Origin of the sequence: Aurantimonas sp. Leaf443, assembly GCF_001425575.1 — a bacterium.
In the GTDB taxonomy this organism is placed as follows: Bacteria; Pseudomonadota; Alphaproteobacteria; order Rhizobiales; family Rhizobiaceae; genus Leaf443.
In genome coordinates, this window is record NZ_LMRD01000007.1 from 284,868 (window position 1) to 307,834 (window position 22,967).

At 71.4% G+C, this 22,967-nt stretch carries 19 protein-coding genes; 14 read left to right on the top strand and 5 right to left on the bottom strand.

From position 1 onward, the window contains the following. Window positions 1-47 precede the first annotated feature (47 nt). The 11 genes from ASG48_RS18275 to ASG48_RS09615 all read left to right on the top strand — a co-directional run bounded on the left by ASG48_RS18275 (window position 48) and on the right by ASG48_RS09615 (window position 14,341). Window positions 48-1,682 (top strand): VPA1262 family N-terminal domain-containing protein, encoded by a 1,635-nt coding sequence (locus ASG48_RS18275; RefSeq protein WP_156381541.1) that lies wholly within the window; start codon window positions 48-50, stop codon window positions 1,680-1,682. Then, the gene (locus ASG48_RS18280) at window positions 1,676-3,115 is read left to right on the top strand and encodes a hypothetical protein (RefSeq protein ID WP_156381542.1); all 1,440 of its coding nucleotides are present in this window, start codon (window positions 1,676-1,678) and stop codon (window positions 3,113-3,115) included. The genes ASG48_RS18275 and ASG48_RS18280 overlap by 7 nt, the downstream gene beginning before the upstream one ends. A gap of 144 nt (window positions 3,116-3,259) precedes the next feature. Further along, window positions 3,260-4,471, top strand: coding sequence for a TIGR03862 family flavoprotein (locus tag ASG48_RS09575; RefSeq protein ID WP_055848667.1), 1,212 nt, complete (start codon window positions 3,260-3,262; stop codon window positions 4,469-4,471). 94 nt (window positions 4,472-4,565) lie between these two features. Beyond that, window positions 4,566-5,339, top strand: a complete 774-nt coding sequence (hisN, locus tag ASG48_RS09580; protein ID WP_055848670.1) for a histidinol-phosphatase — start codon at window positions 4,566-4,568, stop codon at window positions 5,337-5,339. Between the two features lie 41 nt (window positions 5,340-5,380). After that, complete coding sequence (locus ASG48_RS09585; protein WP_055848673.1) at window positions 5,381-6,673, top strand: amidohydrolase family protein; 1,293 nt, start codon at window positions 5,381-5,383, stop codon at window positions 6,671-6,673. A gap of 86 nt (window positions 6,674-6,759) precedes the next feature. Next, complete coding sequence (locus ASG48_RS09590; protein WP_055848675.1) at window positions 6,760-7,746, top strand: BMP family protein; 987 nt, start codon at window positions 6,760-6,762, stop codon at window positions 7,744-7,746. A 12-nt stretch (window positions 7,747-7,758) separates the two neighbouring features. Then, window positions 7,759-9,225, top strand: coding sequence for an amidase (locus ASG48_RS09595; RefSeq protein ID WP_082529379.1), 1,467 nt, complete (start codon window positions 7,759-7,761; stop codon window positions 9,223-9,225). Window position 9,226: 1 nt separating this feature from the next. Then, complete coding sequence (locus tag ASG48_RS09600) at window positions 9,227-10,726, top strand: ABC transporter ATP-binding protein (protein ID WP_055848678.1); 1,500 nt, start codon at window positions 9,227-9,229, stop codon at window positions 10,724-10,726. Next, a complete protein-coding gene (locus tag ASG48_RS09605) occupies window positions 10,716-11,765 on the top strand; it encodes an ABC transporter permease (RefSeq protein ID WP_055848681.1) in 1,050 nt (349 codons plus the stop codon). Before ASG48_RS09600 ends, ASG48_RS09605 begins: the two co-directional genes overlap by 11 nt. Continuing rightward, entirely contained in the window at window positions 11,762-12,706 is a 945-nt protein-coding gene (locus ASG48_RS09610; protein WP_055848684.1) for an ABC transporter permease, read from the top strand. The genes ASG48_RS09605 and ASG48_RS09610 overlap by 4 nt, the downstream gene beginning before the upstream one ends. A gap of 147 nt (window positions 12,707-12,853) precedes the next feature. After that, window positions 12,854-14,341, top strand: coding sequence for an NAD-dependent succinate-semialdehyde dehydrogenase (locus ASG48_RS09615; RefSeq protein ID WP_055848686.1), 1,488 nt, complete (start codon window positions 12,854-12,856; stop codon window positions 14,339-14,341). Between the two features lie 54 nt (window positions 14,342-14,395). Here the strand turns inward: ASG48_RS09615 and ASG48_RS09620 are convergent, their stop codons facing one another. The 5 genes from ASG48_RS09620 to ASG48_RS09640 form a co-directional block, all read right to left on the bottom strand. Beyond that, a complete protein-coding gene (locus tag ASG48_RS09620) occupies window positions 14,396-14,731 on the bottom strand; it encodes a hypothetical protein (RefSeq protein WP_055848689.1) in 336 nt (111 codons plus the stop codon). Window positions 14,732-14,752: 21 nt separating this feature from the next. Beyond that, window positions 14,753-15,610 carry a DUF2793 domain-containing protein gene (locus ASG48_RS09625; protein ID WP_055848692.1) on the bottom strand — a complete coding sequence of 286 codons (858 nt, stop codon included), beginning with the start codon at window positions 15,608-15,610 and terminating at the stop codon, window positions 14,753-14,755. A gap of 207 nt (window positions 15,611-15,817) precedes the next feature. After that, entirely contained in the window at window positions 15,818-16,384 is a 567-nt protein-coding gene (locus tag ASG48_RS09630) for a ferritin-like domain-containing protein (RefSeq protein ID WP_055848695.1), read from the bottom strand. Between the two features lie 189 nt (window positions 16,385-16,573). Then, the gene (locus ASG48_RS09635) at window positions 16,574-17,404 is read right to left on the bottom strand and encodes a transporter substrate-binding domain-containing protein (RefSeq protein ID WP_055848698.1); all 831 of its coding nucleotides are present in this window, start codon (window positions 17,402-17,404) and stop codon (window positions 16,574-16,576) included. Between the two features lie 135 nt (window positions 17,405-17,539). Continuing rightward, window positions 17,540-18,433 carry a LysR family transcriptional regulator gene (locus ASG48_RS09640; protein ID WP_055849683.1) on the bottom strand — a complete coding sequence of 298 codons (894 nt, stop codon included), beginning with the start codon at window positions 18,431-18,433 and terminating at the stop codon, window positions 17,540-17,542. A 187-nt stretch (window positions 18,434-18,620) separates the two neighbouring features. Here ASG48_RS09640 and ASG48_RS09645 point away from each other — a divergent pair, with 187 nt between their 5' ends. From ASG48_RS09645 to ASG48_RS09655, 3 genes are all read left to right on the top strand, one after another. Continuing rightward, a complete protein-coding gene (locus ASG48_RS09645) occupies window positions 18,621-19,994 on the top strand; it encodes a VOC family protein (protein ID WP_055848700.1) in 1,374 nt (457 codons plus the stop codon). 37 nt (window positions 19,995-20,031) lie between these two features. After that, window positions 20,032-21,324, top strand: a complete 1,293-nt coding sequence (locus ASG48_RS09650; RefSeq protein ID WP_055848703.1) for an FAD-binding oxidoreductase — start codon at window positions 20,032-20,034, stop codon at window positions 21,322-21,324. 74 nt (window positions 21,325-21,398) lie between these two features. Next, window positions 21,399-22,961: an aldehyde dehydrogenase family protein gene (locus tag ASG48_RS09655; protein WP_055848706.1), complete on the top strand. Its 1,563-nt coding sequence runs from the start codon at window positions 21,399-21,401 to the stop codon at window positions 22,959-22,961. The last annotated feature ends 6 nt before the right edge of the window (window positions 22,962-22,967 follow it).

Consider the following 22,967-nt stretch of genomic DNA (forward strand, 5'->3'; position numbering starts at 1 on the left):
ACGACCGCAGCGTAAGCGCGCATCAGGAAAAGGAGCCTAGAGCGACCGTGACCTTCGAGAAGCTCCGAGCAGAGTTGAGCTGCCTTCTAACCCCCGGCCGCATAGGTGAGTTCGACCACATCGAGCTGATCGAAGTGATCGGAACGCCACGTGGAGGGGCGACAATTAACGTCCTGTCCGTCGCCGTGCTGTCGGAAGGTCGCTCCGCGGTCGGAGATGCAGAAGAGGCGGAGCGCCTCACTGAGCGGATTGGACGGATTGACGGCTTCAAGGATTGGTCGTTTGGCGTCATGCGCACGTTCCGGCCGGTCGCTGCCCTCGATCAGGCCTTGGCAACGCTCGCTGTCTCGGGAGAGTGGACCCTAAGCGGGCGCACGCTCGGGACGGGCACCTTGCGCCCGGAGCCCGCTATGTTCGCACCGCCAGACGGAACGGTGCCGGTTCCGCTCAATAGCGTTCTGAAGAACAACTTCTGGGCAGGATCGCATGTGTTCCGGCTCACGGACCAGGAAAAGACCCCCTTTGCCCCCTTCTTCGCCGACCGGCGACGGCTGCAGAGACTCTCTGATGCCGTTTCAGTTGGCGTGCCAATCACGTTTGCTGGCCTCGCAGATCTTCTAGGCGATGTACTGATTCAGCTTCCCGTCACGATCCTGGTGCCAAGCGTTACAGCGCCCCGCGGCGCGGTGCATTCCGACGTTGCGGTGGCATGGCGCAGCGGTGCCGCACGGCGTCCTTTAGCGACAGCCGCCCGCACCCGATGGGACGAGCTTCTAACTGGGGCGGCGGTCAGCGAACGTTTCACGGACAGCGTCCGACTGCCCGTCGATAATCACCGTCAACCTCTGGAAACGGAGATCTGGGACGAAGGAGGCATTTTGGTTGGAGCGACGGCCTCGACGTCGACCCTCAAGCAAATCGCGCTTGGGATGCACGTGAGTCAGCACGAACCGCGTATTTTTAATGTGCCCAACGTAAGAGGTCAGCCCGTTGCCGAGCGCGTGGAGCTCACGGAAACAACGACCAGCTTCGTTGGCACGTCGGCCGGTCAGGACGCAAATTTCTGGCTCGGTCGCCGACAGGACCTTGAGGAGAGGCGCCGGCTCGAGGCGACCCGCGACTTCGTTCAGTACCGCCCCCAGATTAACTCGACTGACGAACAGGATCGGGCTCTGGCCGACCTCCGCTTCCTCATCAACAGGCACGGCCACACCGGGGTAGATCTCTGGGACCCATACCTTTCTGCCGAAGACCTCCTCCGTACGCTGTTCTTCTGCTGCCACAGCAACGCACCCCTGCGTGCTTTGACGGACGGTCGCGATCCCCCTCGCGATGCCACGCAAGAATGCTCAACCCCGGAAGAACCGGCTGCACCGAATCCCCCCTTTCCGGATCGGCAGAGAGTCGTCTTCGAGCGCGATGCCGGAAATCGGGAAGGGCTACGCCTTGAGTACAGGACCCGCCGAGGGCCGAAGGGCTGGCACTTCCACGATCGCTTCCTGATCTTCCCGAACCTGCGCGATGGCCCACGGGCTTGGTCGCTCGGAACCTCGGTCAACAGTCTTGGGAAAGCCCATCACATCCTGCAGCGGGTGTCGAACCCCGCCATGGTAGCCGGGGCGTTCGAGGACCTTTGGGCGGCCTTGGACGAGCCGCAACACGTCGTGTGGAGGTCTTGGTGACAGGCGCGTCAACGATCCGGCGTCTCATTGATGTGTGGGACGGAGAAGTCGTCGCTCCAACCGTCATCGAAGGCGTGATCTCGGAGTTGGAGGCGGAGAACGCCGACCTGATGGTTGAACGCCTAGCGGCGGCGGCCCAAGCGGACCTCGGTGACGTTCCGCGCGCACTTACCACCTCGCCACGCTTCGCGGCTGATGAAACGCTCCATCTGGCGAGACGTCTCGGCTGGACCGTGAAGACGCTCGCCGATTGGGACCCGCATCATGAACGGTCGGGCTTGCGGATTGAGGCGGCGTTGGCATCTGCGGCGGCCTGGAACTGGCATGGGGGTTTCTGGGAGGCGGCGCGGCCTCGCCTTCAAGGATGCCGCCTCACGATCGCGGCGCTTGAGATCGTGCTACGCAGACGAGCGCCGCAGACACAGGTTCCTGAAAACGCGCCGCTCTGGGAGCGCGAACATCTGCAGGCCATGCAGGAGGCTGAACGGACGCAGGACTGGACGGAACTGAGAGAGCGTGCCCAAGCCTTCAAACAGCTTCCCCTTCCTGATCTGGGTGCGGGACAAGCAACATTGGCGCTCTCGTTTCTCGATTGGCCACGCTTGGTTCGCCTGGCCGACAAAAGCGAGGGCTGGTTGCATGGCCATCTTCTCATGGCGCCATTGCCACTCGCAGACGCCCTTCGCCTCGCGGCCGCCAGCCGGAATGGCTATGCCCGGTTCGCAGCGCTGGAACGCATCGCCTACCGGGAGGTGCGCCCGCTCCTGCCTCAGGAGGAAGTGGCACTCCGGAACCTGCTGATCGTTCTGGCTAAGGACGCGAACGAGTGGCCACGCTGGCTCACCGTGTGCAATCGCTACCCCATACGCCATCCCCATATGCAGGCCGCTTTCGGTCTGGCTCTGGCTCGCAGCGATGAACCCGCGCTCCAGGCCTATATCGACAGCATCTCATTGAGCACGTCGGATACCGATATCCGGGAGAACGTCACGCACTGCCTGTCTGTATTTCGGGCGCGGGCCGGTACCGGCCGGCGACGTGCGCTCTGGCGGGCAGCTTTCGAAAGATGGGAGGCCTGGGATTTCGCGAAGAACCAGGAGCAGAACCTCACCTCTCTTTCTCGGAGCGCATTGGACTACGGCGTGGTCGGCTGGCTCGTCGAGAGCCAGCCGCAAAAGTCGCTAGCCGATCTTGAACAGACCTTCGTGGACGATCTGCGTACTTTGGACATGCAATGGCACGCCTCGCTGAGTTCGGCCGTCTCGGGCTTCGTCCGATTGGTCTCTCGGTATCAGGTTCTATCCCACGCGATACGTCGATCAGCAGGCGACGCCGACTGGCTGCCGGGTCCTGCTGTTGAGCTTCCGGCGGCAGCAACTGACGAGTTCCTCCAAAAAAAATATCGCTGGAGCGACCGCCAGATTTCAACCTGATAAGCTGCTGAACTGCCGATCCGCTTTTCGCACCGCATTCCCGAAAGCGGACGGTCTGAAAACCACCCAAAGCCGTCACAAACCTCTTCGTCGCACCCAGCCCATCCCTTTCAAATCCGCTCGCGCCTCCGCTATCACCCCCCCATGACAACACGACAGATCGCGATCGTCGGCGGCGGGCCGGCAGGGTTGATGGCGGCCGAGACGCTGATGGGGCGCGGTCACGGGGTGACCGTCTACGATTCCATGCCGAGCGTCGGGCGCAAGTTCCTGCTGGCGGGCAAGTCCGGGCTGAACCTCACGCATTCGGAGGACGAGGCGCGCTTTGCCGCGCGCTTCGGCGCGGCGGGCGAGAGGCTGGGGCTCGGGGGTTTTCCGCCGCAGGCGGTGCGCGATTGGGCGCAGGGGCTCGGAAGCCCGACCTTCACCGGCACGTCGGGCCGCGTCTTTCCGGTGGCGATGAAGGCCTCGCCGCTCCTGCGCGCCTGGCTCGCGCGCCTCACCGAGGGCGGCGTGGCGATCCGTCCGCGCCACCGCTGGACCGGCTTCGACGGCGCCGCGCTGCGCTTCGAGACGAGGGACGGCGAGCGACTGGTCGAGGCCGACGCCGTGCTGCTCGCGCTCGGCGGCGGGAGCTGGCCGCGGCTCGGCTCGGACGGGGCCTTCGCCGGCATCCTGCCCGCCGAAGGGATCGAGGTCGCGCCCCTGCGGCCGGCCAATTGCGGCTTCGACGTCGCCTGGTCGCCTTTGATGGCCGAGCGCTTCGCGGGAGCGCCGGTCAAGTCGGTCGTCGCCCGGTTCGGCGAAACGGCGCTGCAGGGCGAGTTCGTCGTCAGCGCCACCGGCATCGAGGGCAGCCTCGTCTATGCCCATGCGGCGGCCCTGCGCGACGCGCTGGAGGCGCGGGGCAAGGCCGAGCTGCTGCTCGATCTCGCACCCGGCCGCACGCGCGAGGCGCTCGCCAAGGCCCTCTCGCGCCAGAAGGCGGGCACGAGCCTTGCCAACCGCCTGCGCAAGGGCGCCGGCCTCTCGGGCGTGAAGGCCGCGCTCCTGCGCGAGTTTCCCGGCTCGCAGGATCTTCGCGATCCGCAGGCGCTCGCCGCCCATATCAAGGCCCTGCCGCTCCCCGTCGCCGCGCCCCGGCCGATCGCCGAGGCGATCTCCTCGGCCGGCGGCGTGCGGCTCGGCGCCATCGACGCCCGCTTCATGGCCCGGGCCCGGCCCGGTCTCTTCCTCGCCGGCGAGATGCTGGACTGGGAGGCGCCGACCGGCGGCTATCTCCTGACGGCCTGTTTCGCGACGGGCCGCGCGGCCGCGCTCGGCCTTCTCGAATGGCTGGAGAGCCGGCCGCGCTGACTCCGGCGCGGCGCGCGAGGCTTGTCATCGCGCCCCGCCTGCGGCCATGAAGGGGCCGAGCGGCACCGCCCGCGCCTTGCCACCGGAGCCGGCCATGACCGAGACCCGCCTCGCAGACCTGTCGGCCTTCGCCGAGACGCTGGCCGACATGGCCCGCACGCTCGCCCGCCAGCATTTCCGCAAGACTTTCGCCTTCGAGCGCAAGGCCGACGAGAGCCCCGTCACCGCCGCCGACAAGGCGATCGAGAGCGCGCTGCGCACCGCCATCGAGGAGCGCTATCCCGAGCACGGCATCTTCGGCGAGGAGACCGGGCGCACGGGCTCCCAGGACCGCGTCTGGGTGCTCGACCCGATCGACGGCACCAAGAGCTTCATCACGGGCATGCCCCTCTTCGGCACGCTGATCGCCTTCGTCGAGGGCGGCGCCACGCGCCTCGGCGCGATCGAGATGCCGGCGCTCGGCGAGCGCTGGATCGCGGTGGAGGGGCGCACCACGATGAACGGCGCGCCGGCCCGGACCAGCGGCTGCACGCAGCTTGCCGACGCCCGCGTCTTCACCACCTCGCCGGACTATTTCGTCGGCGAGGACTGGCCGCGCTTCGACCGCGTCAGCCGCCTCGCCGCCATGCGCCGCTACGGGGCCGACTGCTATCAATACGCGCTCCTCGCCTCCGGCTTCTGCGACCTCGTCATCGAGACCGGCCTCCAGCCCTACGACTACATGGCGCTCGGGCCCGTGATCGAGGGCGCGGGCGGTGTGATGACCGACTGGGAGGGGCGCGCGCTCTCGCTCGACTGCGACGGGCGCGTCATCGCGGCGGCGACTCCCGCCCTTCACGAAGCGGCTCTCGCCGAACTGTGGCGCTGAACCGGCGCCGCCCGCCTTCCTCCAACGACAGGGACCGCCCGATGTTCGACCTCGTCCTGCGCAATGCCAATCTCGCCGACGGGCGCAGCGGCCTCGACATCGCCGTCGCGGACGGGCGCATCGCGGCCATCGGGCGGGGCATCGAGGCGCGGGGACGCGAGGAGGTGGACGCCACCGGCCGCCTCGTCTGCCCGCCCTTCGTCGATCCGCATTTCCACATGGACGCGACGCTCTCGCTCGGCCTGCCGCGCATGAACCGCTCGGGAACGCTGCTGGAGGGCATCGCGCTCTGGGGCGAGCTGAAGCCCCTCCTGACCGTCGAGGCCATGGTGGAACGGGCGCTGCGCTATTGCGACCTCGCCGTCTCGCGCGGGCTCCTCTTCATCCGCAGCCATGTCGACGTGTCCGACCCGACCCTGCGCACCGCCGAGGCGATGATCGCCGTGCGCGAGGCGGTGAAGCCCTATATCGAGCTGCAGCTCGTCGCCTTCCCGCAGGACGGCTACTACCGCTCGGCCGGCGCGGTGGACCTTCTGGCCCGCGCCCTCGACATGGGGCTCGACCTCGTCGGCGGCATCCCGCATTTCGAGCGCACCATGGCCGACGGCGCGGCGAGCCTCGAGGCGCTCTGCCGCATCGCCGCCGAGCGCGGCCTGCCCGTCGACATCCATTGCGACGAGACCGACGACCCGCTCTCGCGCCATATCGAGACCCTGTGCGCTGAGACCGTGCGCTTCGGCCTTCAGGGCCGCGTCGCCGGCTCGCACCTGACCTCGATGCATTCGATGGACAACTACTACGCTTCCAAGCTGATCGCCCTCATCGCCGAGAGCGGCGTCGACGCCATCGCCAACCCGCTCATCAACATCACCCTGCAGGGGCGCCACGACACCTATCCCAAGCGCCGCGGCATGACGCGCGTGCCCGAGCTGATGGCGGCCGGCGTCAACGTCGCCTACGGGCACGACTGCGTCATGGATCCCTGGTACGCGCTGGGCTCGGGCGACATGCTGGAGGTCGCCTCCATGGCCGCCCATGTCACGCAGATGACCTCGCGCGAGGGGCTGCGCACCGCCTTCGAGGCGGTGACGACGAACGGCGCCAGGGCGATGCGGATCGAGGGCTACGGGATCGCGGAGGGCGCGAGCGCCGATCTCGTGCTGCTCCAGGCGCGCGATCCCATCGAGGCGGTGCGGCTGAAGGCGGCCCGGCTCCTCGTCGTCAAGGGCGGGCGGATTCTCGCGCGCGCCGAGCCGCGCGTCAGCCGGCTCGACCTGCCGGGCCGGCCGGGCCTCGTCGACGAGGCTTCCTACGCGCCGCGCGAAGAGCTGTGACTGCCCAATTTCGCGCCTTGACAAAAGAACGCGCAAACCGTGAATTCAGCCCGACCTCTCGAGCCGACGCCAAAGGATTGCGCATCATGCCGAACACCATCTCGCGCCGCACGCTCCTGGCCGCCGGCGGCGCCGCGGGGCTGGCGCTCGCGCTTCCCGGCCGCCTCGCCTCCGCCGCCGAGACGGTGAAGGTCGCCGGCATCCACGCCTCGCCGGTCGAGAACGCCTGGAACTCGCGCCTGCACGAGGCGCTGCAGCAGGCGGCCAAGGACGGGGCGATCGACTACGTCTTCTCCGAAGGCGTCGCGGGCACCGACTATGCCCGCGCCATGCGCGAATATGCCGATGGCGGCGCCAAGCTCATCGTCGGCGAATCCTACGCCGTCGAGGCCGAGGCGCGGCAGGTGGCGGCGGACTATCCCGACACCGCCTTCCTCATGGGCTCCTCGGGCGGCCCGGCCGGCGACAATTTCGGCACGTTCGGCACCTGGAACCACGAGGCCGCCTATCTGGCCGGCATGCTCGCCGGCAAGATGTCGAAGACCGGCACGTTCGGCGCGGTCGGCGCCATCCCGATCCCGGAAGTGAACAACCTCATCAACGCCTTCCGCTCCGGCGTGAGGGAGGTCCGCCCGGACGCCAGGTTCCTCGTCGGCTTCATCGGCACCTTCTTCGATCCGCCCAAGGCCAAGGAGGCGGCGATGGCGCAGATCGACGCGGGCGCCGACATCCTCTTCGGCGAGCGCATCGGCACGGCGGACGCGGCGCAGGAGCGCGGCATCCTCTCGATCGGCTCCCTGATCGACTACACGCCGCGCTACCCCAAGACCGTCTTCTCCAATGCCATGTGGTACTTCCGCCCGATCCTCGACGGGGCGCTCGCCGACGTCGCGGCCGGCGCCAAGACCGGCAAGGACTACAGCCCCTTCTCCTTCATGAAGATGGGCGGCAACGACATCGTCTTCGACGCCTCGCTGACCCCGGCCGAGGCCGTGCCGGCGATGGAGGAGAAGCGCGCGGCCATCAAGTCGGGCGCCTTCACCGTGCCGGTCGACAACACCGAGCCCAGCTGAAGGGCGTAAGGCATGAGCACGGCCCCGGCCGGCGGCCGGGCGGCCGTCGCGGACGACACGAACCAGGCCCCCGCCGGCGACGCGCTGTCGCTGGCGCAGGCGATCGCGCGGGGAGAGATCTCGCCCGGCGCGGCGCTGGAGGCCGCGCTGGCGCGGGCCGCGCACCGAACCGATCTCGGCGCCGTGCGCCTCCTCGCCCCCGATCCGGCGCGCCGCCGGGCCGAGGCGCTCGACGCCGTGCCGCGCCGCGAGCGCGCCTCGATGCCCTTCTTCGGCGTGCCCTTCCTGATGAAGGATCTCGGCGCGCCCTGCGCCGGCCTGCCGGTCGCGGCGGGCTCGGCCCTTCTGGACAAGTCCGTCGAGGCGCCCGACAGCCGCCTCGCCGAACGCTTCCGCGCCGCCGGCCTCAACCCGTTCGGCACGACGACGAGCCCCGAATTCGGCCTGTCGCTGGCGAGCGAGCCGGCGATCGGCCCTTGCGCGCGCCATCCGCTCGACCCCGCGCTCTCGCCGGGCGGCTCCTCGGGAGGCGCGGCGGCCGCGGTTTCGGCCGGCATCGTCGCGATCGCCCATGCGACGGATGCCGGCGGCTCCATCCGCGTGCCGGCTGCGGCCTGCGGCCTCGTCGGCCTGAAGCCGAGCCGGGGCGCGGTGACGGCGGCGCCCGGCTTCGGCAATCTCCTGTCCGGCCTCGCCGCCGAGTTCGTGCTCTGCCGCTCCCTGCGCGACGCGGCCGCCGCCTTCGACGCGGTGTCCGGCGCGGCGATGGGCCCCTTCGCCGACCGCGCGCCGGGATCGCTCGCCGCAGCGCTCCAGGGCGAGCCGGCCAAGGTCACCCTCGGCCTCGTCCTCGATGCCGAGGGCGTCGCGATTGCTGACGACCGCGCGCAGGCGGTGGAGGCGGCCGCGCGCGCGCTGGAGCGGGCGGGCTGCCGCATCGTGCCGCTTTCCGCCGCCACGCTCACGCCCCTGCGCCGCGCCGCCGCCCGCCTCTTCGACGTGGCCGTCTGCACCAATCTCGCCGCCGCCCTCGGCGCGGCCTTCGAGGACGCTCGCCTGGAGACGATGACGCGGGCCGCCGCCGCAAGGGGCCGCGCCCTGCCGGCCACCGCCCTGCACGAGGCCCAGCAGGAGGGAGCGCGCGCCGCCCATGCCCTCTGGCGCCTGTTCGAGACGGTCGACCTCCTGCTCACGCCCATGCTCTCCGGCCCGCCGCGCCCGCTCGGCGCCTTTCCCACCGACAGGGACGATGTCGAGGCGCATTTCGCGGCCATGGAGGCCTTCGCGCCCTATGCGGGCCTTGCCAACGCCACGGGCGCTCCGGCGCTCAGCCTGCCGCACGGCGCGGACGGCGACGGCCTGCCGCTGCCCGTGCAGCTCGTGGCGCCGACGGGCCGCGAGGACCGCCTGATGAGGGCGGCCCGCCTTCTGGAGCGCGCGCGCCCCGTCCTCCATCGCTCCAGCGTCGCGGGGCTCTGAGATGCGGCCCGAACCGGTGCTCCGGATGGAGCACGTCACCAAGCGCTTCGGCGCGTTGACCGCCAACGAGGACGTGACGCTGGAACTGCGGCGGGGCGAGCTGCTCGCGCTGCTCGGCGAGAACGGCGCGGGCAAGACGACGCTGATGAACATCCTCTTCGGCCATTACACGGCCGACGAGGGACGGGTCACGGCCTTCGGCGAGCTCCTGCCGCCCGGCCGCCCGCGCGCGGCGATCGCCGCCGGCATCGGCATGGTGCACCAGCATTTCGCCCTCGCCCCGAACCTCACCGTGCTCGAGAACGTGATGGTGGGGACGCAATCCCTGTCGGCCCCGCGCTCGCGCACCCGTCCGGCGCGCGAGAAGCTCCTGTCCCTGGCCGAGCGCTTCGGCCTTCGGGTGGACCCGGACGCGCGGGTCGGCGACCTCTCGGTCGGCGAGCAGCAGCGCGTGGAGATCCTGAAGAGCCTGACGCGCGACGCGCGCATCCTCGTCCTCGACGAGCCGACCGCCGTCCTCACGCGCCAGGAGGCCGACGGGCTCTTCGCCACGCTGAAGCTCATGGCGGCCGAGGGCCTGTCGCTGATCTTCATCTCGCACAAGCTGAACGAGGTGATGGCCGCCGCGGACCGCGTCGTCGTCCTGCGCGGCGGGCGCGTCGTCGCCGAGCGCGCGAGCGCCGGAACGAGCGCCGACGAACTCGCCGAGCTGATGGTCGGCCGGCGCGTCGAGCGTCCGGTGCGGGCGCGCAAGGCTCCCGGCCCCGTCGTCCTCGAGCTGGAGGGCGTCGGGCTGGGGCGCCGCCTCGCCGACCTTTCCTTCGCGGTGCGCGGCGGCGAGACGCTCGGCATCGTCGGCGTCTCCGGCAACGGACAGGGCGCGCTCTGCGATCTCCTCTGCGGGCTGGAACGCCCGACGGCGGGGTGCCTTTCCATCGCCGGGGCGCCGGTGCCGGCCGGGCCGCGCGCCTTCGTGGAGGCCGGCGTCGCCCGCATCCCCGAGGACCGCAACGCGCAAGGCGCCATCGGCGAGATGGCGCTGTGGGAGAACGCCGTCCTGGAGCGCGTGCGCGAGCCGCGCTTCTCGCGTCTCGGCTTCGTGCGGCGCAAGGCGGCCCGGGCCTTCACCGCGGGTCTCATGCAGCGCTTCGACATGCGCGGCGGCACGCCGGACACGCGCACGCGACTCCTGTCGGGCGGCAACATGCAGAAGCTCATCCTCGGCCGCAATCTGGCGGGATCGCCGCGCCTCCTGATCGCCGCGCAGCCGACGCGCGGCCTCGACGAGGGCGCCATCGCCGCCGTCCATGCCGAGATCCTCGCCGCGCGGCAGGCGGGCGCGGCGGTCGTCCTGATCTCGGAGGATCTCGACGAGGTGCTGCGCCTCTCCGACGAGGTGCGCGCCATCGTCAAGGGCCGCCTGTCGCCGGCCATTCCCGTGGAGGAGGCCGACGCGCGCCGGCTCGGCCTGATGATGGCGGGGGTGACCCATGCGTCTTGAGCGCCGCGAGCACGTTCCCCTGGCACTGCGTCTGGCAGCGCCTCTTGGCGCGGTCGCGGTCGCGCTGCTTCTGGCCGGCCTCCTCGTCGCGCTCGCCGGCGCCTCCGTCCCGGAAGCCTTCCGGCGCATCGCGATCGGCGCCTTCGGCTCGCGCCTCTCGATCACCGAGACGCTGACGCGCGCAAGCCCTCTCATCCTCACCGGCCTTGCCGCCGCCGTCGCCTTCCGCGCGCGGCTGTGGAATATCGGCGGCGAGGGTCAGTTCTATCTCGGCGCGCTGACGGCGGCCGCGCTCGGCTCGGGGGCCGGCCTCGGCCTGCCGGCGCCCGCCCTCATCCCCGTCCTGATGCTCGCGGGCGCGGCGGCGGGCGCCGTCCTCCTCCTGGTGCCGCTCGGCATGCGGCTGCGCTTCGGCGTCGACGAGGTGGTGACGACGCTCCTCCTCAACTTCGTCGTCCTCCTCTTCGTCTCCATGATGATCGAGGGCCCGTTGCGCGATCCGCTGGCCTTCGGCTGGCCGCAATCGGTGCCGGTGAACCCGGAGGCGCTCCTGGCCAAGCTCGTGCCGCGCTCGCGCCTTCATGTCGGGCTCCTCGTCGCCATCGCCTGCGCCCTCCTCGTCGCGCTCGTCCAGGCGCGCACGGTCTTCGGCCTGGAGCAGCGGGCGGCCGGCCTCTCGCCGGGCGCGGCGCGCTTTGCCGGGGTCGGGCTGACGGGCGTCCTCGTCAGGGTCGCCTGCCTCTCGGGCGGCCTCGCGGGCCTTGCGGGCGCGCTGGAGGTGATGGGCCTCAAGGGCTACGTCACCACCGATCTGTCGCCCGGCTACGGCTATTCGGGCATCGTCGTCGCCATGCTGGCAGGGCTCAACCCGCTCGGCGCGGTGCTGGCCGCGCTCTTCGTCGCCACGATCTTCGTCGGGACCGACGGCATGAGCCGGGCGCTCGGCGTGCCGAGCTTCCTTGCCGACGTCACCGTGTCGCTCTCCCTCCTGACGATGCTCCTCGCCCTCCTCGTTACCCAGTACCGGTTCCGCCGATGAGCGCGTCCCTCGACATCCTCGCGAGCGCGAGCCTCTGGGCGGCGGTGCTGCGCATCGCCACCCCCCTGATCTTCGGCACGCTCGGCGCGCTCCTGTGCGAGCGGGCGGGCGTCCTCAATCTCGGCATCGAGGGCATCATGACGGCCGGCGCCATGGTCGGCTGGCTGACCGTGCATCTGGGCGGCGACCTCTGGCTCGGCATCGCGGCGGCGGCGGCGACGGGCGCGCTGCTGGGGCTCCTGCATGGCGTCCTCACCGTGCCGCTGGCGCTCAGCCAGCATGTCGCGGGGCTCGGCATCACGCTCTTCGCCTCCTCGCTCAGCTACTTCGTCTTCCGCCTCACCGTGCCGACGGCCGCCAGCCCGCCGACGATCGAGCCCTTCCGCCCGCTCGACATCCCCGTCCTGTCCGACCTGCCCTTCCTCGGCGAGGCGCTGTTCCGGCAGACGGCGCCGACCTATCTGGCCATCGCGCTCGCCCTCCTCCTCGCCTATGTCCTCGTGCGCACGCCGCTGGGCCTCGCGCTGCGCATGGTGGGCGAGAACCCGCACGCGGCCGAGGCGCAAGGGATCGACCCGATCGCCATGCGCCTCGGCGCGGTCGTGGCGGGCAGCGCGCTGATGGGCGTCGGCGGCGCGTTCCTGACGCTTTCGGCCTTCAACTCCTTCTTCCCGACCATGATCCAGGGGCGCGGCTGGGTCTGCATCGCGCTCGTCGTCTTCGCCTCCTGGCGGCCGGGCCGGGCGCTTCTGGGCGCGCTCCTCTTCGCCTTCTTCGACGCCTACCAGCTGCGGCTCGCCCATGTCGTGGGCAAGGCCGTGCCCTACCAGCTCTTCCTGATGATCCCCTATCTCCTGTCGATCGTCGCCCTCCTCGTCATGGCGCGCCGGGCGCGCGTGCCGCAGGCGCTGATGCAGCCCTACCGGCGCGGCGAGCGGTGAAAACGCCCCGGCCCGGCCTTGCGAAGCCCTGCCGCGCGGCGCATGGTCCGGCCCCGAACGGGACGGGCGGAGAAACCCCGCGCGCCCCGCGAAAAGGCCGGCCGTCCCGGACGATGACCGGCGAACGATCATGACCGGAGACGCCCGATGTCCCTCGCCACCAAGCTCGCCCCCGCGCCCGCCCTCTCCCTGAAGGACCCGACGCTCTTCACCGACAAGACGCTCGTCGCCGGCGAATGGATCGGCGCGGGCGCCAAGAGCTTCGACGTGACCGACCCCGCCGACGGCACGGTTCTGGCGACGCTGCCCGATCTCGGCCTTGAGGAGACGCGCCGCGCCATCGACATGGCCGCCACGGTGCAGAAGAGCTGGGCGAAGACGACCGCCAAGGAGCGCGCGGCCGTCCTGAAGCGCTGGCACCAGCTCATCCTCGACAACGCCGACGACCTCGCCGCCATCCTCACCGCCGAGCAGGGCAAGCCGCTCGCCGAGGCCAAGGGCGAGATCGTCTCCAACGCGGCCTATCTCGAATGGTTCGCCGAGGAGGCCAAGCGCATCGAGGGCGAGATCATCCCGGGCGCCAACCCGAACCAGCGCATCCTCGTCCTGAAGCAGCCGGTCGGCGTCTGCGCGGCGATCACGCCGTGGAACTTCCCGAACGGGATGATCACCCGCAAGGTCGGCCCGGCGCTCGCCGCCGGCTGCACGATGGTGCTCAAGCCCTCCGAGATGACGCCGCTCTCCGCGCTCGCTCTCGCCGTCCTCGCCGAGCGCGCGGGCGTACCCGCCGGCGCCTTCTCGGTCGTCACCACGACGGACGCGCAGGGCTTCGGCATGGAAGTGTGCAAGAGCCGGACCATCGCCAAGATCACCTTCACCGGCTCCACCAATGTCGGCCGCTGGCTGATGCGCGAGGGCGCCGACACGATCAAGCGCCTGTCGCTGGAGCTCGGCGGCAACGCGCCCTTCATCGTCTTCGACGATGCCGATCTCGACGCGGCGGCCGACGGCGCGCTCCTGTCGAAGTTCCGCAATTCCGGCCAGACCTGCGTCTGCGCCAACCGCATCTACGTGCAGAAGGGCGTCGTGGAGGCCTTCACGCAGAAGCTCCTGGAGCGCGTCGCCAAGCTGAAGGTCGGACGCGGCTCGGAGGCGGGCGTCACGATGGGCCCGCTCATCGACCAGCGCGCGGTGAAGAAGATGGAGGCCCATCTCTCCGACGCCGTCTCCAAGGGCGCCAGGGTTCTGACCGGCGGCAAGCCCTCCGATCTCGGCGGCACGTTCTACGAGCCGACGGTCATCTCGGGCGTGACGCAGGACATGATCCTGACGCGCGAGGAGACCTTCGCCCCGCTCGCCCCCATCATCGCCTTCGAGGACGAGGCGGACGTGATCGCCATGGCCAACGCCTCCGAGTTCGGCCTCGCCGCCTATTTCTACGCCCGCGACATGAAGCGCATCTTCACCGTCGCCGAGGCGCTGGAAAGCGGCATGGTGGGCGTGAACACCGGCGCGCTCGCCAACGAGATGGCGCCCTTCGGCGGCGTCAAGCAGTCGGGCCTCGGCCGCGAGGGCAGCCATGCCGGCATCGAGGGCTATCTCGAGATGAAATACGTCGCCCTCGCCGGTCTCTGACCGCAGCGGTCGGGCGCGCCGGCCCTCGTCCCGGCGCGCCCGACCGTCACGGCGTCACGACACCACGGCCCGGTCCGTCATGCGGCGCCAGACCGTGCCGTCGCTGAAGGCGGGCACCGGCCCGCCGCTCTCGTCGGCCACATGCACGATCGCGCCCGCGATGCCGGCGGCCGCCGGCAGCGTCGCCACCGTGTAGGCCTTCGGGCGCACGGGACCGTCGACGTCGAGCCGCGTTTTCGGCGTCGGCGTGCCGATGCCCAGATCGCCGTTGCCGCGAAGGCGCATCGCCTCCTGCAGCGTGCCGGCATTCAGCACCGACCAGCGAAGCGCCGCGCTCTTCGGCGTCGGAAACCCCGTCTCGGCCACCACGGCGAACTGCCCCGCGGTCACGAAGGCGCTGCCGTCATGGGCCTAGCCCGAGAGCGCCAGGATCGTGTCGCCGCCCTGTGCCGCCTGGGGCGCGGCCAGCGTGCCGCGCGAGCGGCGCAGACGGTGCTGGCCGAAGGTGGAGGCGCCCGCGCCCGCCACCGTCGTCGTCACGGACACCGCCGCGTCGCCGCTGACCGACAGGTTCTTCTGCGAAATGGCCACGTCGCCGAGGAAGGTCGTGGACCCGTCGCCCGGCAGGACCTGCAGCGCCGTGCGCCAGGCGGCGCCATCGGCCGAGACCTTGACGCGAAAGGCGTCGTCGCCCGAAAGCCCGAACTCGGCGCGGCCGGAATAGCCGCTCTGGAAGAGAAGCGTGGCGCTCGCCGCGGCATTGGCCTTGTTCAGCTTCACCTGCAGGCTGGCGCCCGGTTCCTCGTGGCTGAACAGGACGCCCGGCGTCTTCACGGCGAGGCGGTTGGCGGAATCGGCCGCCGTCGCCACGCCGATCATCGGGGCGGCCGTGCCGGCGGCGAGCCCGGCCGCGTCGGCAAGCCCGGCGGCGGCCGCGAGACCGCGCCAGGCGCCGCCGCGATAAAGCCGCAGCTGCCCGCCCGCACGGTCGAAGACGATCATGCCCTCGCGCGGCTCGACGAAGGTGAAGGCCCCGTCGGCATGGACGGCGAGCCGCCCGGCCATGCCCGCGAAGGCGCCCGTCGGCGCGGGACCGACGAGATAGCCCTCGCCCGCCACCGGGGTCGCAGGCGGCGCGGAGGCCTCGCCCTCGACGCAGGGGTGCAGGACGGCGTCCAGCAGCCGCAATGCCTCGTTATGCGTCACGTGTTTCTGCGCCTGCGCGGCGAGGATGTAGGGAAAGGCGTAGCGCCCGGTCGTCTCGTTCATCGGCGGCCTCCGTGGATCGGGAGGCACGCTGCCTCCCCGGAGGGCCAGTCTGCGGGCGGCCAGCGGCGGGGGGAAAAGTCCGGGAGCCGTGCGCGTGTCGAAGGACCGCAGGCGCTTTCGCCGTGGCGCGATCCGCAGCGGCGAAAGGATTGGCGGGACCGCGACGCCGCTTCCGCCAAGGGAGCCGGCGCCGCGATCCACGATCCGTCAGGCGGCCTTGCTGCGCCCCTTGGCGGCGGGTTTGGCGGGGCGCTCGTCGGCCCTCTCGCCCTCGTCCTCGGCAGACCCGGCGACGGCGTAGTCGAGACCGTCGGCGATCTCGGTCAGGCGCTGGTCGGCCGCCTTCTCCTCCGCGAGCGTCTGGGAAAGAAGCTCGGCCGCCTCGTCCTGCCCGAGCTTGCGCGCCCAGGAGGCGAGCAGGCCGTAGCGGGCGATCTCGTAATGCTCGACGGCCTGCGCGCAGCCGATGAGGACGTGGTCGGCCGCGTCCGTGTCGCCGAAATCCTCCAGGTCCTCCTCCATCTCCGAGGTGATGCCCTGCATCGCCTCGCAGGTCTTGGCCCGCGCCGGCTTGCCGATGAGGTCGAACACCTGGCCGAGGCGCTCGACCTGGCCCTGGCTCTCCTCGGCATGTTCGAGGAAGGCGGTTTTCAATTCCGGCGACTGCGCCGCCTTGGCCGACTTCTTCAGCGCCTTCACCGACTGTTTCTCGGCGTAGTAGACGTCCTTCAGGGTCTCGTGAAATGCGTCTTCGAGCGTCTTCACCTTGGCCATGATCGTCGTCCCTTCGCGTCCTGCGCGGCGCGGATGCGCCGGCGTTTCCTGAGAGGAGAAGCGCCGGGAAGACGGCCCGTTCCGATGGTGACCGGGTTTGAATCCATGGCTGGATGAGCAATGGCGGCTCGCCCGCCGCCTTGCAGGGACCGGCCGGCCATCCACGCGCAGGAGCGCCGCGTGCTGCCCTCAGCCGCCGGTCAGACGGGGCGGCCCGGTGCGGGCGGCGGCGGGATCGAGCCCGTGCGCCTCCAGGATGCGGGCGATCTCGCCCGAGGCCTGCATCTCGGCGATCGCCGCATCGAGCGCGGCGCCGAGCCGCGGGTTCGAACGGTCGTAGGGCAGGCCCGCCTGGAGCGGCCGGATCGAAGCCTCGACGCGCGGATCGGGCTCGGCCCGCTCGATAAACAGGCCCGCATAGTCGCCCCTCGCGCGGCCGACGAGGCCGGTGCCGTAACTGTCGATGCCGACCTCCACCTGGCCGCTTTCGAGCGCGGCCTCCAGCGCCGCGGCATTCGGGAAGAGCGTGAGATCGGCCGCGAAGAGGAGCTTCAGATCCCGCACCCAGGCATAGTTCTGCACTGAGCCGACGCGCAGGCCCGAAAGGTCCGCGAGGCGGCGCAGCCCCTTCGCCGAGAAGAGACCCATCTCGTCGAGATAGAGCGGCGCCGAAAGGCCGAGGACGCGCGCGCGCGCCGCCGTGCGGTACCAGTCGCCGAGCGTCAGGTCGGCACGGCCCGAGATCACGTATTGCAGCGCCGCGCCCTGGTCGACCGGCACGACGCGGACGGAAAGGCAGTTCGATTGCGCGATGCGGTTGACGATCTCCCCGTCCACCCCCCCGAGCGTGCCGTCCGGCCGCGGCACGGAATAGGGCTGCAGATGGGGAGCGGCGACGCTGAGAACGCCCGGCCGGACCGTCTCGAATACGTGGTCGGGCGTGCAGTGCGCCGCCGCCGGTCCGGCCGACAGCCAGAGGAGGCACAGGACAAGGCGCAGTCCGGTCGGCATGGTCGTCATCGCCTGTCCTCCCCGCCCCCGCGCCCGCTCTTCGCGGCGCGGCTGCCCATGACCCTCGCCGGCGCGCCGCACGAACCGCAAGTCAAACTGACGATACGGCGATCTGGTTGACCAGATGTAACGCCGGGACTGCAATCAGCGCGCGGGCCTCTGCGTCGCCAGCCACGCGCGGAAGGCGCGCAGCGGCGGATGGGAGGCGCGCGCGAGCGGCCAGGCGAGATAGTAGCGTTCCGCGCTCTCCATCGGCCCGTCGATGGCGGCCACGAGATCGCCGCGCGAGAGCTCGGCCTCGATGAGGAAACGCGGCAGGAGCGCGATGCCGAGTCCCGCCATCGCCGCCTGCGCGGCCGTGGCGAACTGGTCGAAGAGCATGCCCTGCAGCGGGTCGGCCGCGATGCCCATCGCGGCGAACCAGCGCTCCCAGGCGTCGGGGCGCGAGACGAGATGCAGGAGCGGGGCGGCGGCGAGATCGGCGGGGCTCTCGAAACGGTGGGCGGCGAGGAATGCCGGACTGCAGGCCGGCATCACCGTCTCGCTCATCAGGAGCTGCAGCTCGGCTCCCGGCCAGTCCGGCCCGCCGAAATGGATCGCCGCATCCACCGTTTCGAGGCCGAAGTCGAACGGGGCGAGCCGCGTCGTCAGGTTGATGGTGATGCCGGGATGGGCGGCAAGGAACTGCGGAAGGCGCGGCGCCAGCCAGCGGGTGCCGAAGGTCGGCAGGATGGCGAGGTTCAAGGTGCCGCCGCGCGGGTTGGCGCGGAAGCCGAGCGTGGCCGTGGAGATGCGCCGCAGCGCCTCGCGCACCTCCTGCGCATAGGTCTCCCCGGCCAGCGTCAGGCGCACGGTCTGGCGCTCGCGCACGAAGAGCTCCGCCCCGAGCATCTCCTCCAGCGCCCGGATCTGGCGCGAGACGGCGCTCTGCGTGAGGCTCAGCTCGCCCGCCGCCGCCGTGAAGCTCTCGAGCCGGGCGGCGGCCTCGAAGGCGCTGAGCAGCGACATGGAGGGCAGGAAGCGGCGGGAGAGCGCCATGTCATTCCGATCGCGCATGAGTTCAGACCCGAAGATCGTTTGCCGCAACGCCGCGAAAGAGCCAAGACTGTCGGCCATGCAAGGGGTCGGGGCGCCCGCCGGCGCCCGGCCTGCGGAACCCCGCGCGCATGACCTCCAGGACGAAGGCCCGGCCGGCCGGCACGGCCGCACAGGAAAGGCGACGCCCATGAGCCCGTTCGTTTCGCCCGACGAGATCCGCACGCGCTTCTCGCAGGCCATGTCGCTGATGTACCGGGACGAGGTGCCGCAATACGGCACGCTCCTCTCCCTCGTCGCCGACGTGAATGCCGAGACCCTGGAGCAGGACCCCGCCTTGGCCGCGCGCCTCGAACGGGCGGGCGAGATCGAGCGCCTCGGCGTCGAGCGCCACGGCGCGATCCGCCTCGGCACGGCGCGGGAGCTTTCCACCATGCGCCGGCTCTTCGCCGTGATGGGCATGGTGCCCGTCGGCTATTACGACCTGTCGGTCGCGGGCGTGCCCGTCCATTCCACCGCCTTCCGGCCGGTGAGCGACGCGGCGCTGGCGAAGAACCCGTTCCGCGTCTTCACCTCGCTCCTGCGCCTCGACCTCGTTTCCGACGCCGCGCTGCGCGAGACGGCCGCCGCTATCCTCGCGCGCCGGCGCATCTACACGCCGGACGCGCTCGCCCTGATCGACAGGGCCGAGGCGCAGGGCGGGCTGGCGGACGGCGAGGCCGACCGCTTCGTGGCGGAGGCGCTGCACACGTTCCGCTGGCACGGCGAGGCAACGGTGGACGCGGCGACCTACGAGGCGCTGTCCGCCGCCCACCGGCTCGTCGCCGACGTCGTCTGCTTCAAGGGCCCGCATATCAACCATCTGACGCCGCGCACGCTCGACATCGACGCCGCGCAAGGCGAGATGCCGCGCCGGGGCATCGCGGCCAAGGCCGTGGTCGAGGGTCCGCCGCCGCGCGCGGTGCCGATCCTCCTTCGCCAGACGAGCTTCAAGGCCCTGGAGGAGCCGATCCGCTTCCCGGGCGGGACGGGCGCGGTCTCGGGCACCCACACGGCGCGATTCGGCGAGATCGAGCAGCGCGGCCTCGCGCTGACCCCCAAGGGCCGGGCCCTCTACGACGCGCTTCTGGCGCGCGCCCGCGACGGCGAGGAGACCGAGGGGCCCTACGAGACCCGCCTCGCCCGCGCCTTCGCGGACCTGCCCGACGACGAGGCGAGCCTTCGCCGCCAAGGGCTCGGCTATTTCCGCTACACGCTTCTCGACGCGGGCAAGGCGCGCCCCGGCGCCGCGCTCGAGGATCTCGTCGCGGCGGGCGCGGTCGGCGCCGATCCGATCGTCTACGAGGATTTCCTGCCCGTCAGCGCGGCCGGCATCTTCCAGTCCAATCTCGGCGGCGCCGAGCAGGCGAGCTATGCCGCCAACGCCGCGCGCGACGCCTTCGAGGCCGATCTGGGCGCCGGCGTGCTCGACGAGTTCGCGCTCTACGCGGCCGCCGAGCGCGCCTCGATCGAGCGCGTCGAGGCGGCGCTGGGCGCTTCGTTCCGCACGGCCTCCGCGGCGTGAGACGGCGCGGGACGCGGGACGGGGAGCGCAGGATTCCATGCTGAACGATCCGCGCTCGCACGGACTGTGGGAGGCCTCCGCGCCGGCCACGCCCGAGACGCCCCGCCTTCGGGGCGAGGTCTCGGCGGACGTGTGCATCGTCGGCGCCGGCTATACCGGCCTCTCGGCGGCGCTGCATCTGGCCGAGCGCGGCGCGCGGGCCGTGGTGCTGGAGGCGGCGGAGATCGGCTTCGGGGGCTCGGGCCGCAATGTCGGTCTCGTCAATGCCGGGCTCTGGCTGCGGCCGGCCGACGTGTCCGGCGTGCTCGGCCCCGTCTACGGTCCGCGCCTCCTGAAGCTGCTCGGCGAGGGGCCGGCCGACGTGTTCGACCTCGTCGAGCGCCATGCCATCGCCTGCGAGCCGGTTCGCGCCGGCACGCTCCACGCCGCCCTCGGCGGCAAGGGCCTCGCCGACATCGCGGTGCGGGCCGAGCAGTGGCAGGCGCTCGGCGCGCCGGTCGAACTTCTGGACGCCGCCGCCGCCGCCGAGCGCATCGGCACGGCGGCCTATGCCGGCGCCCTTCTCGACCGGCGGGCCGGCACGATCCAGCCGCTCGCCTATGCGAGGGGCCTTGCCCGCGCGGCGATGGCGGCGGGCGCGGCGGTCCACACGGAAAGCCCGGTCCGGCGCGCGGTCGACGAGGGCAAGCGCTGGCGCGTCGAGACGCCGGACGGCGCGGTGACGGCGCGCCACGTGGTCGTGGCGACCAACGCCTATGCGCCGAGCGCCGACGCGCCCTTTCCGCAGGTCGCCGGGGAACTGGTGCGCCTGCCCTATTTCAACCTCGCCACGCGGCCGCTCTCGGCCAATCTCGCCCGCTCCATCCTGCCCGCCCGCGAGGGCCTGTGGGACACGCGCGAGGTCCTCTCCTCGCTGCGCTTCGATGCGGCCGGCCGGCTCGTCTTCGGCTCGGTCGGCGCCCTGCGAGGGCCGGGCCGTTCCGTGCATGCCGGCTGGGGGCGGCGGGCGCTCGCGAAACTGTTCCCGCAGCTCGGCGAGGTCTCCTTCGAGCACGAATGGTACGGCTGGATCGGCATGACGCGCGATGCGGTGCCGCGCTTCCACCGGCTGGCCCGCGACGTCGTCTCCTGCAGCGGCTACAACGGCCGCGGCATCGCGCCGGGCACCGTGTTCGGCCGCGAGATCGCCCGGCTCCTCTCGGGCGAGATCGGCGAGGCCGAGATGCCGCTGCCGGTCTGCGCGGTCGAACCCGTCCGCTTCCGTCCCGCGCGCGAGGCCTGGTACGAGGCCGGCGCGCAGCTCGTCCACGCCACCGCCGCCCGCCTCTAGCGGCGCGCCTCTCCCTTCCTGCGACGCCCGCCACCTTCGGGGCCGCGCCGCCCTCGACCGACAGGACCCGTTCCATGCCCGACACCGCTGCCAACATCCCCGGGACGACGCTCGCCGCCGAGGCCCACGCCATCCTGACCGGCCTCGGCGTCGAGGCGTCACGCCTGTCCGGCGGCTCCCTCGCCGTGCGCTCGCCCGTCACCGGCGAGACGCTGGCGCATCTGGCCGAGGACGATGCGGCAAGCGTCTCGGCGGCGATCGGCGCCGCGCAAGAGGCCTTCCTCGCCTGGCGCCTCGTGCCGGCGCCGCGACGGGGCGAGTTCGTGCGGCTTCTGGGCGAGGAGCTGCGCGCCGCCAGGCAAGCGCTCGGCCGTCTCGTGACGATCGAGGCCGGCAAGGTCGTGTCGGAAGGCCTCGGCGAGGTGCAGGAGATGATCGACATCTGCGACTTCGCCACCGGCCTGTCGCGCCAGCTCTACGGGCTCACCATGCCGAGCGAGCGCGCCGACCACCGGCTGCAGGAGCAGTGGCACCCGGCCGGCGTCGTCGGCGTCATCTCGGCCTTCAACTTTCCCGTCGCCGTTTGGAGCTGGAACGCCGCGCTCGCCTTCGTCTGCGGCGACACGGTCGTGTGGAAGCCGTCCGAGAAGACGCCGCTGACCGCGCTCGCCGTCCAGGCCATCGCCGAGCGGGCCATGGCCCGCTTCGGGCCGGAGGCGCCGCGCGGCCTGTCGAGCGTCGTTCTCGGCGCGCGCGCCGTCGGCGAGGCGCTGGTGGACGACGCGCGCGTGCCCGTCGTCTCGGCCACGGGCTCGACGCGCATGGGCCGCGCGGTGGGCGCGCGCGTCGCGCAGCGCTTCGGCCGCGCGATCCTGGAGCTCGGCGGCAACAACGCCTCCATCGTCACGCCCTCGGCCGACCTGTCGCTGACAGCACGCGCCGTCGCCTTCGGCGCCATGGGCACCGCCGGCCAGCGCTGCACCACGCTGCGCCGGCTCATCGTCCATGCAAGCGTCCACGACACGCTCGTCGCCACGCTGAAGCGCGTCTATGCCGGCATCTCGGTCGGCAGCCCCGTCGACAGCGAGGCGCTGGTCGGCCCGCTGGTCGACGAAGCCGCCTTCGCCGCCATGGAGGCGGCGCTCGAGGCGGCGCGCGCGGCCGGCGGCACCGTGCATGGCGGCGGCCGGGTGGACGTGAACGGCGCGTCCTCCTTCTACGCGCGGCCCGCCCTCGTGGAGATGCCCGCCCAGACCGGGCCGGTGGTGGAGGAGACCTTCGCGCCGATCCTCTATGTCCTGAAATACGAGAGCCTGGAGGAGGCCATCGCCCTCCAGAACGGCGTGCCGCAGGGTCTCTCCTCCTCGATCTTCTCCACCGACATGCGCGAGGTCGAGCGCTTTCTCTCGGCCGCGGGGTCCGACTGCGGCATCGCCAATGTCAACATGGGCTCGTCCGGCGCCGAGATCGGCGGGGCCTTCGGCGGCGAGAAGGAGACCGGCGGCGGGCGCGAGAGCGGCTCGGACGCCTGGAAGGCCTATATGCGCCGGCAGACCAACGCCATCAATTACGGCCGCTCGCTGCCCTTGGCGCAGGGCGTGCGGTTCGACGTGGACGACGGCTCGGCGACGGCCTGATCCGCC

Bases quoted from the DNA above. Each gene is read 5' to 3' on its own strand.
- ASG48_RS09575 (WP_055848667.1), top strand. From the start codon at position 3,260: ATGACAACACGACAGATCGCGATCGTCGGCGGCGGGCCGGCAGGGTTG.
- hisN (WP_055848670.1), top strand. From the start codon at position 4,566: ATGACCGAGACCCGCCTCGCAGACCTGTCGGCCTTCGCCGAGACGCTG.
- ASG48_RS09585 (WP_055848673.1), top strand. From the start codon at position 5,381: ATGTTCGACCTCGTCCTGCGCAATGCCAATCTCGCCGACGGGCGCAGC.
- ASG48_RS09590 (WP_055848675.1), top strand. From the start codon at position 6,760: ATGCCGAACACCATCTCGCGCCGCACGCTCCTGGCCGCCGGCGGCGCC.
- ASG48_RS09595 (WP_082529379.1), top strand. From the start codon at position 7,759: ATGAGCACGGCCCCGGCCGGCGGCCGGGCGGCCGTCGCGGACGACACG.
- ASG48_RS09600 (WP_055848678.1), top strand. From the start codon at position 9,227: ATGCGGCCCGAACCGGTGCTCCGGATGGAGCACGTCACCAAGCGCTTC.
- ASG48_RS09605 (WP_055848681.1), top strand. From the start codon at position 10,716: ATGCGTCTTGAGCGCCGCGAGCACGTTCCCCTGGCACTGCGTCTGGCA.
- ASG48_RS09610 (WP_055848684.1), top strand. From the start codon at position 11,762: ATGAGCGCGTCCCTCGACATCCTCGCGAGCGCGAGCCTCTGGGCGGCG.
- ASG48_RS09615 (WP_055848686.1), top strand. From the start codon at position 12,854: ATGTCCCTCGCCACCAAGCTCGCCCCCGCGCCCGCCCTCTCCCTGAAG.
- ASG48_RS09625 (WP_055848692.1), bottom strand. From the start codon at position 15,610: ATGAACGAGACGACCGGGCGCTACGCCTTTCCCTACATCCTCGCCGCG.
- ASG48_RS09630 (WP_055848695.1), bottom strand. From the start codon at position 16,384: ATGGCCAAGGTGAAGACGCTCGAAGACGCATTTCACGAGACCCTGAAG.
- ASG48_RS09635 (WP_055848698.1), bottom strand. From the start codon at position 17,404: ATGACGACCATGCCGACCGGACTGCGCCTTGTCCTGTGCCTCCTCTGG.
- ASG48_RS09640 (WP_055849683.1), bottom strand. From the start codon at position 18,433: ATGGCGCTCTCCCGCCGCTTCCTGCCCTCCATGTCGCTGCTCAGCGCC.
- ASG48_RS09645 (WP_055848700.1), top strand. From the start codon at position 18,621: ATGAGCCCGTTCGTTTCGCCCGACGAGATCCGCACGCGCTTCTCGCAG.
- ASG48_RS09650 (WP_055848703.1), top strand. From the start codon at position 20,032: ATGCTGAACGATCCGCGCTCGCACGGACTGTGGGAGGCCTCCGCGCCG.
- ASG48_RS09655 (WP_055848706.1), top strand. From the start codon at position 21,399: ATGCCCGACACCGCTGCCAACATCCCCGGGACGACGCTCGCCGCCGAG.